Source organism: Thermohahella caldifontis, assembly GCF_041153465.1.
GTDB classification, from domain to species: domain Bacteria; phylum Pseudomonadota; class Gammaproteobacteria; order Pseudomonadales; family Oleiphilaceae; genus Thermohahella; species Thermohahella caldifontis.
In genome coordinates this window covers 245,614-257,995 of record NZ_CP154858.1, presented here as the reverse complement: position 1 = coordinate 257,995, position 12,382 = coordinate 245,614, and the positions used below count along the sequence as shown (strand labels likewise).

14 protein-coding genes and 1 pseudogene are annotated in these 12,382 nt (G+C 58.7%); 1 reads left to right on the top strand and 14 read right to left on the bottom strand.

The window, feature by feature from the left end; all coding sequences use genetic code 11:
• Positions 1–4 precede the first annotated feature (4 nt).
• The 11 genes from galE to guaB all read right to left on the bottom strand — a co-directional run bounded on the left by galE (position 5) and on the right by guaB (position 9,139).
• Positions 5–1,006, bottom strand: a complete 1,002-nt coding sequence (gene galE, locus AAIA72_RS01245) for a UDP-glucose 4-epimerase GalE (RefSeq protein WP_369601639.1) — start codon at positions 1,004–1,006, stop codon at positions 5–7.
• Entirely contained in the window at positions 1,003–1,500 is a 498-nt protein-coding gene (tadA, locus tag AAIA72_RS01240; RefSeq protein ID WP_369601638.1) for a tRNA adenosine(34) deaminase TadA, read from the bottom strand. Before tadA ends, galE begins: the two co-directional genes overlap by 4 nt.
• A 225-nt stretch (positions 1,501–1,725) precedes the next feature.
• Positions 1,726–2,142 (bottom strand): MAPEG family protein, encoded by a 417-nt coding sequence (locus tag AAIA72_RS01235; protein WP_369601637.1) that lies wholly within the window; start codon positions 2,140–2,142, stop codon positions 1,726–1,728.
• A gap of 141 nt (positions 2,143–2,283) precedes the next feature.
• Positions 2,284–2,628, bottom strand: coding sequence for a transposase (locus AAIA72_RS01230; protein WP_369601636.1), 345 nt, complete (start codon positions 2,626–2,628; stop codon positions 2,284–2,286).
• Positions 2,577–3,677 carry an IS66 family transposase gene (locus AAIA72_RS01225; protein WP_369601635.1) on the bottom strand — a complete coding sequence of 367 codons (1,101 nt, stop codon included), beginning with the start codon at positions 3,675–3,677 and terminating at the stop codon, positions 2,577–2,579. The genes AAIA72_RS01230 and AAIA72_RS01225 overlap by 52 nt, the downstream gene beginning before the upstream one ends.
• Before the next feature lie 24 nt (positions 3,678–3,701).
• Positions 3,702–4,070 carry an IS66 family insertion sequence element accessory protein TnpB gene (gene tnpB, locus AAIA72_RS01220; RefSeq protein WP_369601634.1) on the bottom strand — a complete coding sequence of 123 codons (369 nt, stop codon included), beginning with the start codon at positions 4,068–4,070 and terminating at the stop codon, positions 3,702–3,704.
• A complete protein-coding gene (locus tag AAIA72_RS01215) occupies positions 4,067–4,381 on the bottom strand; it encodes a hypothetical protein (RefSeq protein WP_369601633.1) in 315 nt (104 codons plus the stop codon). The genes tnpB and AAIA72_RS01215 overlap by 4 nt, the downstream gene beginning before the upstream one ends.
• A gap of 82 nt (positions 4,382–4,463) precedes the next feature.
• Positions 4,464–4,964 (bottom strand): hypothetical protein, encoded by a 501-nt coding sequence (locus tag AAIA72_RS01210; protein WP_369601632.1) that lies wholly within the window; start codon positions 4,962–4,964, stop codon positions 4,464–4,466.
• Positions 4,965–4,977: 13 nt separating this feature from the next.
• Positions 4,978–5,817 (bottom strand): hypothetical protein, encoded by an 840-nt coding sequence (locus tag AAIA72_RS01205; RefSeq protein ID WP_369601631.1) that lies wholly within the window; start codon positions 5,815–5,817, stop codon positions 4,978–4,980.
• A 262-nt stretch (positions 5,818–6,079) separates the two neighbouring features.
• A complete protein-coding gene (gene guaA, locus AAIA72_RS01200; RefSeq protein WP_369601630.1) occupies positions 6,080–7,657 on the bottom strand; it encodes a glutamine-hydrolyzing GMP synthase in 1,578 nt (525 codons plus the stop codon).
• A gap of 15 nt (positions 7,658–7,672) precedes the next feature.
• Positions 7,673–9,139 carry an IMP dehydrogenase gene (guaB, locus tag AAIA72_RS01195; protein WP_369601629.1) on the bottom strand — a complete coding sequence of 489 codons (1,467 nt, stop codon included), beginning with the start codon at positions 9,137–9,139 and terminating at the stop codon, positions 7,673–7,675.
• Between the two features lie 194 nt (positions 9,140–9,333).
• Here guaB and xseA point away from each other — a divergent pair, with 194 nt between their 5' ends.
• Positions 9,334–10,863: an exodeoxyribonuclease VII large subunit gene (gene xseA / locus AAIA72_RS01190; RefSeq protein ID WP_369601628.1), complete on the top strand. Its 1,530-nt coding sequence runs from the start codon at positions 9,334–9,336 to the stop codon at positions 10,861–10,863.
• Here the strand turns inward: xseA and AAIA72_RS01185 are convergent.
• The 3 genes and pseudogenes from AAIA72_RS01185 to AAIA72_RS01175 form a co-directional block, all read right to left on the bottom strand.
• Positions 10,795–11,229, bottom strand: coding sequence for a PaaI family thioesterase (locus AAIA72_RS01185; protein WP_369601627.1), 435 nt, complete (start codon positions 11,227–11,229; stop codon positions 10,795–10,797). The two genes, xseA and AAIA72_RS01185, sit on opposite strands and share 69 nt — an antisense overlap.
• Complete coding sequence (locus AAIA72_RS01180) at positions 11,226–11,732, bottom strand: PaaI family thioesterase (RefSeq protein WP_369601626.1); 507 nt, start codon at positions 11,730–11,732, stop codon at positions 11,226–11,228. The genes AAIA72_RS01185 and AAIA72_RS01180 overlap by 4 nt, the downstream gene beginning before the upstream one ends.
• Positions 11,729–12,361: pseudogene (locus tag AAIA72_RS01175) on the bottom strand (DUF599 domain-containing protein); the annotation flags it as partial. The gene AAIA72_RS01180 and the pseudogene AAIA72_RS01175, both read right to left, overlap by 4 nt.
• Positions 12,362–12,382: the final 21 nt, after the last annotated feature.

Here is a 12,382-nt window from a genome sequence, read left to right as displayed (position 1 = left end):
TGACTTATCGCGGGAACGCGTCCTTTTGCCTGCGTTCCTGCCAGATTTTTTCCCATTTGAGTGCGGTGTCCACGATCACGTCCAGATCAGCATACTGTGGGGTCCACCCCAACACGTCGCGGATTCGGGCGTTCCCGGCCACCAGCGCAGCGGGATCCCCGGCACGGCGACCGGTTTCCTCTACCGGGAAATCCACGCCGGAAATGCGCTTCACCGCTTCGATGACTTCACGCACGCTGAATCCGCGCCCGTACCCGCAGTTGAACAGATTGGATGTCTGTTGCCCGACCAGATAGTCCAGCGCCATGACATGAGCCCGCGCCAGGTCTTCAACATGGATGTAGTCCCGGATGCAGGTGCCGTCGGGCGTGGGATAGTCGGTACCGAATATGCTCATGCCGGACCGGGCACCGGTGGCGCACTCGCAGGCCACCTTGATCAGGTGTGTGGCTTCCGGTGTTGCCTGGCCAATGCGCCCTTCAGGATCCGCGCCGGCCACATTGAAATAGCGCAGGATCACGTGCTTGATATCCGTGGCCGCACTGAGGTCGCGGATCATCTGTTCGCTCATGAGCTTTGACCAGCCATAGGGGTTGATCGGTGCGGTGGGGGCGTTCTCGTCAATCTGCGGGTTGTCGGGCATGCCGTAAACCGCAGCGGTGGAAGAGAAGACCAGATAGGGCACCTGATAGCGCTCGATCATAGAGAGCAGATTCAGTGTGTTGCGGGTGTTGTTGCGGTAATACTTGCCCGGATTGGCCACCGACTCGGGCACCACGATGTGTGCGGCAAAGTGCAGCACCGCCTCGAAATCCTCGTCCCGGAAGAGCTGCTCCAGACGCTCCACGTGACCGATATCACCCACCACCAGGCGGCCATGGGTCACGGCCCAGGGGTAGCCGGTGGAGAGGTTGTCATATACGACGATGTCGTGCCCGGCATCGCCCAGCTGGCGAACCACATGGCTGCCGATGTAACCGGCGCCGCCGGTAACCAAAACTTTCATCCTGACTCCTTGTTGCGCAGACGTTTTTGTCTGAAAAAACCTGATATGAGTTCAGCGCAGGCTTCGGCCTCCACCCCGCCGACAATTTCCGGGGACCAGTTATAGCAGCTTGCCTGCGGCAATTGAAGCTGGCTCTGAATGACACCGGCCTTCGGTTCGGGGGCCCCGTACACAATCCGGCGAATCCGGGCATGGATCAGGGCACCGTAACACATGGTACAGGGCTCAATGGTGACATAGAGATCCGCTTCCGGCATGCGGTAATTGTTCAGCCACCGTGCGGCATCACGCAGCGCGACGATTTCCGCGTGTGCGGTCGGATCGCCACTGCTGATGGGGCGGTTCCAGCCCCGGCCGATGACCTCACCCCGGCAGACCACCACGGCCCCCACCGGCACTTCATCCTGCGACGCCGCGTGACGCGCCAGACGCAGGGCCTCCTGCATCCAGCGTGCATCCGGGCTGATCTCTTCGGAAGGGCTTTTTGCCGTCAAACGGGGATACCTTGGGGCCTGTCACACAAAAAAGGCCCGGATTCGGGCCAGGTTGAATCCGGACCAAATATGGTCGCACATATGCGTAGATTTGCAAGAAATATACACATGGAGAATGGCATGACTAAAGTGGCAGAGCCTTTCCTGTCCGTCATCCAGATGAATAAAGCCCCCATACCAGAAACGTGTTGTACCTCTGCCACAGGGAAAGGTGCATGCCGAGAATTATAGCAGGCCCAGCAAGACCGTCACCCACAGACCGCACAAGCAAAGCAGGCTGAAGCCAAACGTAAAGAAGCGACGGCTCACATTGTTGCTGGTCAAATGTATGAAGGTGTGTACAAATCTGGCAGCGACAAAAAGCCAGGCCAGTACGATCGCCGCGACTGATACATTTCCGGTGATATGAGTCAGGATGACTCCGATGTAAAACAGAGGTGGAATTTCAAAGTGATTCTGGACATGCCTGGACATCAGGTGGAGGTCCTGAGGCTGACTTCCTTCGTTATAGGTTCTGTAAAAACTGATCTTTACCCTGCCCTGGCGGATAGCCAGGAATCTCATCAACCCAAGCCTGAAGACACAAAACAGCGTCAGCGCGAACATGGCAAAAGCCGGATACAGGATTGCGTTTTCGTTCATTCATTCACCTTTGAATTTCACCCGTTACTACAGTCGACCGCTACCATACTATTTCCTCGCCAGACTCTACAACCGGTCCCGAGCGAACAATACGAATGACCACAGGGCTGGTTATACCGTAAGCGATCCATAACACCCTGTTCAGTTGGCGGGCTTCATGTTCCAGGGCAGAAGTGCGTCCAGGTCGTCATCGCTGTCTGCCTGCGGCAGCCTGGCAAAGAGACGGCTCAGGTAGCTGTACGGCTCATGACCATTGGCCTTGGCGGTCTCGATCACCGAGTAGATCCGGGCGCTGGCCTCTGCACCCCTGACCGTATCGGCAAACAGCCAGTTCTTTCGGCCAATGACGAACGGCCGGATGCCGTTTTCAGCGCCGTTGTTGTCTATCGGCAGGCAGCCGTTTTCAAGGTAGGTGGTGAGGGTGTCCCAGTACTTCAGGGTGTAGCCGATGGCTTCTCCGAATCTGCTCTTCGGCGTGACCTGCACCGACTTCTATTCCAGGTGGCATGCACCAGTCCGTAGCGGGTCACGGCTGCACGGTAGCCGGCATAGCCGTCCGTCATCAGCGCGCCACGGCAACCCGACAGCAGGCCGGCAGCCACCTCTGCAGAACGCGTCGGACTGTAATGGTAAAGGGTCACGTCCCGACCCCGGGGATGTGACTCATCCGGCGGAGACAGTCCGCGCCGGATCCACATGTATGAGGTGCTGCCGGCCTGTCGGCCGGGCTCGCGGTTGACCTGCAGGGTGGTTTCATCCATCAGGATGACCGGCACATCCCGCATTGCGGCTTCCATGCGTCCGAGCAGGGGGATCAGCGCCTCGCTGCACTGAATCACCCAGCGGGCCAGCGTGTTGCGGGGCAGATCAATACCCTGACGTTCGAAGATCCGGCTCAGCCGGTACAGGGGCAGCGCATCCTGATACTTGGCCACCAGAATGAACGCGAGCAGCTGGGTGCCGGCATTGCTGCCCGGGATCAGGGCTGCCGGCTTCCGGGCTGTCCGGACGCCGTCCTCGCATTGCGGACAGGTGTACTTGTAACGGACATGCCGCTGCACGTACAGCCGGGCCGGGAGATATTCCAGATTTTCGCTGACCTCTTCTCCGATACGCTGGCGCTGACATCCGCAGGCACAGACCTTGTCGGCTTCGTCCAGGTCATGTTCGATCACTTCGCGGGGCAGCTCTTCGGGCAGCGCCTGCCGGCCGGAGGTGGGGCGACGGACATGGCCCCTGACTTCAGTGGCGCCGGACGTCTCGTCCGGCTCCGCAGCCACCAGTTCTTCCGCTTCATTGAACAGGTCAGCCTGCGGATCCTCTGTCCGGCGTTCGCTGCGTTCCCCGTAACGATGAGACAGGGCCAGACGCAGCTGCTCTTCCAGAAAGTGAATGCGTTGTGCCAGACGCTGATTTTTCTGCTCAAGTGACGTGTTTTTCCGCTCGCGCTCAGCCAGCGCCCGCCGCTGATTTTCCAGCAGGGCAATCAGTTCTCTTTTATCAATACTTTCAATAGGTTGAGCGCTTTCGGACATGCGCCCATGATACCACATCCGGCGCTAAAAAGCGCCGGAAACAGAAGAAAAATGCAGGGTTTTGTGAGGCGTGAGACGGTCCAGATCAATGCCATCCAGCAACCAGGACAACTGCTCCGGCGAAAGAGAGCGAACCTGTTGCGTCCCCGGCGCAGGCCAGCAGGAGCGCTGCTTCTCCAGCCGCTTGTACCAGAGCACAAAGCCGTTGCGCTCCCAGTACAGCAGCTTGACCTTGTCCCGTTGCCGGTTGGTGAAGGCAAACAGGGTGGGCGCAAAGGGGTTGCGTTCCAGTTCGGCCTCGACAATGGCGGCCAGTCCGTCAATACTCTTGCGGAAGTCGACCGGGTGCAGGTACAGGTAAATCTCCCGAACCGGCCAGCGCCGGACTCTCATGACGCGAGCACCCCAAGCACGGCGGACAGCTGTGAGGCCGGCACCCGCAGCCAGACAGGCTGACCATTGGGAAGCCGTGTTTCCACCTCGATGCGCTCATCAGCCGCAGCGGCAAGCGGCTGGCGGACAAAGCCCGCCCGGGAGGGGCCGCTGCCCTCCGCAAACCCCTTGCGCCTGAGGGGGTGGGCGGCATTGTACAGGGTGACGGGGCTGACGCCGTTTTCGGTTGCCACCTGCTTGAGGGGCTTGCCTGCGGTCCGGGCCTGTTCGATCAGGGAAAGATAGAAGGACTGCTTCTCGGTAAGTAACATGACGGACTCCTGTGCAACAGACAGGCGTACCTTAGCCGATTCGCCGGGCAGATTTTAGATGGGGGTTATGGATCGCTTACGTTTATTTGCGATTTTTTCTTGCCTCAAATCGCATTAATAACAACTGCTGGGCCCCAAGTACTACATGCCAACACTCTCGCAACGTCATACTTGATAATAAAAAAATAAAACCGACCACCGATCGATACCATATCTTACTATCCCTTGTTGGCCATATCGAATCAAAAATCCCAAGACCTGCCAGCGCCCAGAAACACAATGTTACCAATATAAGAAATATTGCAGATTGAAATGTATAAACATAATCCTCAAAACCACCTTTTTTGAAAGATGCGATTTCCTCTATTTCTTCAGTTTGCAACAATGCCTGAGCATTCCCCCCCAGGCAAAAGATAACCCAATCAATATTCCGGCAACAGGTAGCAGTAAAGATGTTGACGCTTCTTTTAGTGTAACAGGCAAGATAAAAGCCATCACTATCCCTATGAGGATATGGAGTAAAATCCACCGATCCCAGTATTTGATTAGGCCCGGGCCATTTCCAGTACCCTTTAACAGCCACTTCCAGAACGTGGTCATTCTTCGCGACGCCTTCTGACTCGACTATATGCCTCCCTAAGCTTTTGCAGCAAAGAAAGTTTATCTTCTCTATCCTCCTCCTCTATAGGGATGGTAACTGGATCACCTTCGAGGTGCCGGGTTACTGGACGCTGACCTTCACCCATCCTCATCTTGGCTGATGCATTATTACCTGTTGAAGCTACAGATCTTGCCACCTCCTCTATTCTATCCCTATTTAGATCTATCCCTTGTACTGTTGCTTTTCCTCTTCTTCCCCCTGTTTCTTCCAAGTATTTTTCCATCGGCTTGTGAAAATCGGATTCCACATCAAATGGATTGGGCTTCCCAAAATTGACAGTAAAGCTGACAACTGCATAGGCTTGATGTATATGCTTCAAAAAATCTTTCGGGTCCCATATTTCTGATATTTCTATCCGATACCCACTATTAACCACCACATCTTGTCTATTGAATAATTTTTCTACATTCCTTGCAATACCTTTCACGGTTGGCGACAACTTACTCTTAGGCTCTATAGCAAGAAATCCAAACTTCGGATCATAATACACGTAGGTAAAGGGCGATTCTTCATCTTCTACCTCAAGGAAATTTTTTTCATTTTCATCATAAAGCTCTTTGCTCTTTTTTGTCGTTCTCCCAGCGGCAAATAAAAGCCCCTCATCTTCTATGAATACAACGTTTCCAATATGCCATATATACCCCTCTCTAAGTTCAGCAGATGGCTTGGAAGAAATAACCTTGATTAAGAATTTACTTGGCTCCATCTCCTCGCCAAATAAAACTCCTTGCCCCGATTTTTGAACTTTTATGCGAAAAAGATATAGATTAGCCATGAATTGTCCTTATCCGCTAACATTTTACTCAACGACAGACTGCCCTCTATCTCCCACGAGCCAGTCCGTTCTCCTGTGTCAAATTTCGCACCATGAGCGATTTTATGCAACCCCAACGCGCGTCAAAAAGCGTCGCCCATCCGGCGGATAGGCGTCAATTCTGAGATAGGGATCGACAGGCGGGCATCCTGCCATACCTTCCGCAATTCCTTTGCAATCAGGCTTGAGCACCACCCCGGCATGGCCGGGGTGACCGCTCGCCTCACTCCCACTCGATGGTGGCGGGAGGTTTGGAGGAGACGTCGTAGACGACCCGGGAGACGCCGCTGATCTCATTGATGATGCGGTTGGAGACCCGCTCGATCAGATCATACGGCAGGTGTGCCCAGCGGGCGGTCATGAAGTCGATGGTTTCCACTGCACGCAGGGCAATGACGTACTCGTAGCGGCGCGCATCGCCGACCACACCCACGGACTTCACCGGCAGGAAGACGGCAAAGGCCTGGGAGGTCTTGTGGTAGTAGTCTGCACGGTGCAGTTCCTCGATGAAGATGGCATCCGCTTCACGCAGGATGTCCGCATATTCCTTTTTCACTTCGCCCAGGATGCGCACGCCCAGTCCGGGGCCGGGGAACGGATGCCGGTAGACCATGTCGTACGGCAGGCCCAGTTCCAGGCCGATCTTGCGCACTTCGTCCTTGAACAGTTCGCGCAGGGGTTCCACCAGTTCGAACTGCATGTTCTCCGGCAGGCCACCCACGTTGTGGTGTGACTTGATGACGTGGGCCTTGCCCGTCTTGGAGGCGGCCGACTCGATCACGTCCGGATAGATGGTGCCCTGTGCCAGCCAGCGTACGTCCTTGAGCTTGCTGGCTTCCTGATCGAACACCTCGATGAAGGTGGCACCGATGATCTTGCGCTTTGCTTCCGGATCCTGAACGCCCTTGAGGCGGGAGAGGAACAGGTCCTGTGCGTCGGCGCGGATGACCTTGACGCCCATGCTCTTGGCAAACATGTCCATGACCTGGTCGCCTTCATGCAGGCGCAGCAGGCCGTTGTCCACAAACACGCAGGTGAGCTGGTCGCCGATGGCCTTGTGCAGCAGGGCCGCGGTCACGGAGGAATCCACGCCACCGGAGAGGCCGAGCAGCACCTTGTCCGAACCTACCTGCTTGCGGATACGCTCCACCGCATCGTCAATGATACGGCCGGGTGTCCAGAGGGCTTCACAGCCACAGATTTCCAGCACAAACCGCTCAAGTATGCGCTTGCCCTGGAGGGTGTGGGTCACTTCCGGGTGGAACTGGACACCAAACCAAGGCTTGCTGACATGACTCATGGCCGCAATGGGGGCGCTTTCGGTGGAAGCGGTGAGCTCAAAGCCTTCCGGCAGTCGGATGACCTTGTCACCATGACTCATCCAGACGTCAAGCAGGCCGTCTCCATTTTCGAGAACGTGGTCGCGGATGCCTTCAAAGAGCCGGCCGGGCTGGCGGATACGCACCTGAGCGTAGCCGAATTCCCGCTTGTCCGAGGCCATGACCTTGCCACCCAGCTGCTCGGCCATGGTCTGCATGCCGTAGCAGATGCCCAGAATGGGCAGGTCCATGTTGAACAGGCATTCAGGCGCTCTGGGAGACCCTGCCTCGGTAACCGATTCGGGGCCACCGGCAAGAATGACTCCCTTCGGCCCGAATTCGCGGATATCCGCTTCCGTGATGTCAAAGGGGCGGATTTCGCAGTACACGCCGATCTCGCGGATACGCCGCGCAATGAGCTGGGTGTACTGGGAGCCGAAGTCCAGAACCAGGATGCGGTGAGAATGAATGTCTTGTGCCATGCGCTGTGTCCTGCCTCAACCGATCCGGTAATTGGGAGCTTCTTTCGTGATGGTGACGTCGTGCACGTGGCTTTCACGCATGCCGGCATTGGTGATCCGCACAAATTGCGGTCGCGTCCGCATCTCTTCGATGGTGGCGGAGCCCGTATATCCCATGGAGGCACGCAGGCCGCCCATGAGCTGGTGAATCACGTTCGCCAGCGGGCCCTTGCAGGCCACCCGGCCTTCGATCCCTTCCGGCACCAGTTTTTCCACCGCGCTGGATTCCTGGAAGTAGCGGTCACTGGAGCCCTGGCTCTGCGCCATGGCGCCGAGGGAGCCCATGCCACGGTAGGACTTGTAGCTGCGTCCCTGATACAGTTCGACTTCGCCGGGGGCTTCATCGGTACCGGCCAGCAGGCTGCCGACCATGACGGCATTGGCACCGGCGGCAATGGCCTTGGCGATGTCACCGGAGAAACGGATGCCACCGTCTGCAATCAGGGGAATGCCGGTGCCTTCCAGTGCTGCAGCCACGTTGGCCACTGCGCTGATCTGAGGTACACCGATACCGGCGACAATCCGTGTGGTGCAGATGGAACCGGGGCCGATACCGACCTTCACACCATCCGCTCCGGCCTCCTTGAGTGCCAGTGCAGCTTCGGCCGTGGCGATGTTGCCGCCGATGACCTGCACATCCGGGAAGTGCTGCTTGACCCAGCGCACCCGGTCCAGCACGCCCTTGGAGTGTCCGTGAGCCGTATCCACCACGATGACGTCCACACCCGCTGCCACCAGGGCTTCCACACGCTCTTCCGTGCCGGCACCGGTGCCCACGGCCGCGCCGACACGCAGCTGGCCCTGACTGTCCTTGGCGGCAGTCGGGAAGTCCTGTGCCTTCTGGATGTCCTTCAGCGTAATCAGGCCGCGCAGTTCGAAGCGGTCGTTCACCACCAGGACCTTTTCGATCCGGTGACGGTGCAGCAGTTGCCGCACCTCGTCCATGCCCGCGCCTTCGCGGACAGTGACCAGCCGCTCCTTGGGCGTCATGAGCTCGGCGACCTTCTTGTTCAGGTCATCCTCGAAACGGATGTCACGGCCGGTGATGATGCCGACCAGGTCCTCACCCTGTACCACGGGCAGACCGGAAATCCGGTTGGCCTGGGTAATGGCCTTGACTTCACCCACCGTAGTCTCGGGAGAAACGGTAATGGGATCCTTGACGACGCCGCTTTCGTATTTCTTGACGGCGCGCACCTCGGCAGCCTGCCGCTCGGGCGTCATGTTCTTGTGAATGATGCCGATGCCGCCGCTCTGTGCCAGGGCAATGGCCAGGAGAGCTTCGGTCACGGTATCCATGGCCGCGGACACCAGCGGAATGTTGATTTCGATATCGCGGGTGATGCGGGTCTTGAGGCAGACGTCCTTGGGCAGGACCTCGGAGTAGCCCGGCACCAGCAGTACGTCATCAAAGGTAAGGGCTTCTTGAGCAATTCGGAGCATATGAATCGCCTTATTCAGGATGGGAGGAAGGAATCGGCGTATTATAGGGTTTCGGGGCCAGATGGTAAATGCGAATACCCCGCAATATCCCGGAAAGTCTGCCCGCAAGGCGGCACACAAGCGCTTTTTCTCCGAGACTTACACCCGCGGGCCGGTTCTGGCAAAATGAGTCCCGGATTTTACCGGAGCGCCGCATGAGCCAGCCCAACAGGCAAGCCCTGACCGTTACCCAACTGAACCGACAGGTACGCACACTGCTCGAGACCAGTCTGGACCGGGTATGGGTCTGTGGCGAGATCTCCAATTTCAGCGTGCCGTCATCCGGTCATTGGTATTTTACCCTGAAGGACGACCGGGCGCAGGTGCGCTGCGCCATGTTCCGTTCGGCCAATGCTCACGTTCGCCAGCGCCCGGCCAATGGTGATGAGGTGAGCGTGCTGGCCAAGGTCAGCCTCTACGAGGGCCGCGGCGAGTTTCAATTGGTGGTCGAGCGTCTGGAAATCGGTGGCGAGGGAGTGCTGCAGGCCCGTTTCGAGGCACTCAAGGCGCGGCTGGGTGCAGAGGGTTTGTTCGATGCGCGGCGCAAGCGCCCCATTCCGCAGAAGATCCGTCATGTGGGCGTGATCACTTCGGATACCGGCGCCGCCATTCACGACATCCTGACGGTGATCCGGCGACGCTGGCCGGCACTGAGGGTGACGCTCATTCCCGCGCCGGTTCAGGGCGAGCACGCCGCCGCCCGGATTGAGGCGGCCATTCGCTGTGCCAACGCCCGGACCGATTGCGATGTGCTGATCGTCGGCCGCGGGGGCGGTTCGCTGGAAGATCTCTGGCCCTTCAACGAAGAGCGCGTGGCACGGGCCATTGCCGCCAGCCGGATTCCGGTGATCAGTGCCGTGGGGCATGAGGTGGACGTGACCATTTCCGACCTCGTGGCCGATGAGCGTGCGCCCACACCCACCGCGGCGGCAGAACGGGTGACGCCCGACCGGGCGGTGCTTGAACGGCAGCTTGTCCAATGGGAACAGCGGCTGCACAGCGCCATGACCCGGTACCTGGTGCGCCGCAGGCAGGCCCTGGAACAGTTGCGCGAAAGGCTGCGCCAGCCCGGTGACCGTCTGCAGGAGCTGAATCTGCGGGTGGATGATCTGTCCCTGCGTCTGGCTCAGGCCATGCGGCGCAACCTGACCCAGAAACAAACGGTGGTGGCCATGCTGGAGCGCCGGCTCGAAGCCCAGGCACCCCGGCGGCGGCTGATGCAGCAACAGGAACGGCTCGCCAGTCTGCAGACCCGCCTTGTACAGGCCATGCCGCGGCGCATCTCGGTGGCGCACCACCGGCTGGAGACCCTGACCGCCCGGTTGCAGCGGCACCACCCCGAACCGAGGATTGCGGCCGGTCGCGATCAGGTGGCGAACCTGGCGCATCGGATGGAACGGGCCATGCAGGTGCGACTCCGGGATGCGAAAACACGCTTCAGTAACGTGGTGGGTGCCCTGCAGATGGCGAGCCCGCTCAACACGCTCAGCCGCGGCTATGCCATCGTCACTGATGCCGCCACCGGCACTGTGATTCGCCATGCGGGCGATGCAACGCCCGGCAGCCGCGTGCGCGCACGACTGGCCACCGGACATCTGATCTGCAAGGTGGAGGAATCAGTCCTCGATGAGAAAGTGGGCTCTGGCAGTGGCGACGGGCTCGGTCCGGGTCTTCTGCCAGGCTGATACCATCACGTTGGCCACGCGACGCCCCTGCCGGGTGACGCGACATTCCGCATAGGTATGCACGAGGCGGGCTGCACGCAGATAATCCAGGGAAAAATCCACAATCTTCGGCATGCGTGTCACCCCCTGAAAGAGGACCAGATGCAGGGCGGCGGACAGCTCCAGAAAGCCACCGATCACCCCGCCATGAAGCGCAGGCAGAACGGGATTGCCCAGGTTTTCTTCCTTCGGAGGCAGCACAAACAGCACTTCGTTACCGAAACGCTGCACCTCCAGCCCGATGTGGCGTGCATAGGGAATGGCATCCAGCAACGCACCGTATTCGCCCCTGTCGTGAGCTTCGGCCACCAGTTTCTGCAGGATCATGCTTCCCCCTCCCCTTCGATGATCTTCCAGAACCAGTCCGGTGTGGCACGGCGTCCGATGCGCATGAAGGTGGCGACACAGTGGGCGACAATGCGTTCGGGTTCGGTCTGCCAGGCCTGACAGCGCGTGAACACGATATCATGCGCGACGCGGTAGCATTCCGCCAGAGCGTAAACCGGCTCATTGGGACGCGCTGCGCGCATGTAGTCCACCCGCAGGTCCAGCGTGGGACAGAGTTCGGGTTCCTCCAGGGAGCACAGCACCACGGTACCGGACGCGGTATCCATCAGCGTGGTGATGGCGCCACCGTGGATGATGCCGGTTTCCATGTCGCCGACAATGGCTTCACTGTAGGGCAGGGACAAAACCAGCTTGCGATGGGCTGCGGCCTCCACCCGGATCCCGAGTTGCCGGCACTGATTGAGCTGCCCCACAAACCGGCTGGCCTGCCCCAACAGCCTGGGATCCGATTCGAATCCGGTCATCAGTTTGCTTTCTGTCATTCCAGTTTTCCCATCCGCAATGCCGTCAGCGCCTTGGATCTGAACTCCCGGTGATAGAGAACACCCACCACCAGAGAAGTGACCACCATGAAGACCACGGGGTGCACAAACCAGGTCAGAACGGCGAGGCCGTAATAATAGGACCGCAGTCCAAGATTGAAACTGTCTCCGGCCAGATTGGCAATTTCTGTCATGCTCCTGACAAAAGCTGCCTTCTCTTCCTCCGTCACATCCCGTTCGTAGGTCATGGGTGCGCTGCCCACCATGACGGCACAGAAGTTGTACTGCCGCATGGACCAGGTGAACTTGAAGAATGCGAACACAAAGACGGCACAGAGCAGCGCCAGCTTCATTTCCCAGGCAAACTTGGAGGCCGGGCGCACGAACGGCAGATCGGAAAAGACAGTCATGGCCTTGTCCGCATAGCCGAGCGCCGTGAGCAGACCGGCAAGAATAAGCAGGGCACTGGAGGCGAAGAAGGCTCCGTTGCGTTCCAGGTTGCCGAACACGGAGGCATCCTGAATCCGCGCGTCACGGATCAGGATGCGGCGCGACCAGCCTTCCCGGTACCAGTCCAGGGCATTGGACAGACAGGGCCGCCGGCTGGCCATGTATTCGGCCCACCAGGTATAACCGGCCCAGTGTTAGCA

Excerpts from the sequence above, each read along its gene's own strand:
- galE (WP_369601639.1), bottom strand. The coding sequence starts at position 1,006 with ATGAAAGTTTTGGTTACCGGCGGCGCCGGTTACATCGGCAGCCATGTG.
- AAIA72_RS01235 (WP_369601637.1), bottom strand. The coding sequence starts at position 2,142 with ATGAACGAAAACGCAATCCTGTATCCGGCTTTTGCCATGTTCGCGCTG.
- AAIA72_RS01225 (WP_369601635.1), bottom strand. The coding sequence starts at position 3,677 with ATGTCCGAAAGCGCTCAACCTATTGAAAGTATTGATAAAAGAGAACTG.
- tnpB (WP_369601634.1), bottom strand. The coding sequence starts at position 4,070 with ATGAGAGTCCGGCGCTGGCCGGTTCGGGAGATTTACCTGTACCTGCAC.
- AAIA72_RS01215 (WP_369601633.1), bottom strand. The coding sequence starts at position 4,381 with ATGTTACTTACCGAGAAGCAGTCCTTCTATCTTTCCCTGATCGAACAG.
- AAIA72_RS01205 (WP_369601631.1), bottom strand. The coding sequence starts at position 5,817 with ATGGCTAATCTATATCTTTTTCGCATAAAAGTTCAAAAATCGGGGCAA.
- guaA (WP_369601630.1), bottom strand. The coding sequence starts at position 7,657 with ATGGCACAAGACATTCATTCTCACCGCATCCTGGTTCTGGACTTCGGC.
- guaB (WP_369601629.1), bottom strand. The coding sequence starts at position 9,139 with ATGCTCCGAATTGCTCAAGAAGCCCTTACCTTTGATGACGTACTGCTG.
- xseA (WP_369601628.1), top strand. The coding sequence starts at position 9,334 with ATGAGCCAGCCCAACAGGCAAGCCCTGACCGTTACCCAACTGAACCGA.
- AAIA72_RS01185 (WP_369601627.1), bottom strand. The coding sequence starts at position 11,229 with ATGATCCTGCAGAAACTGGTGGCCGAAGCTCACGACAGGGGCGAATAC.
- AAIA72_RS01180 (WP_369601626.1), bottom strand. The coding sequence starts at position 11,732 with ATGACAGAAAGCAAACTGATGACCGGATTCGAATCGGATCCCAGGCTG.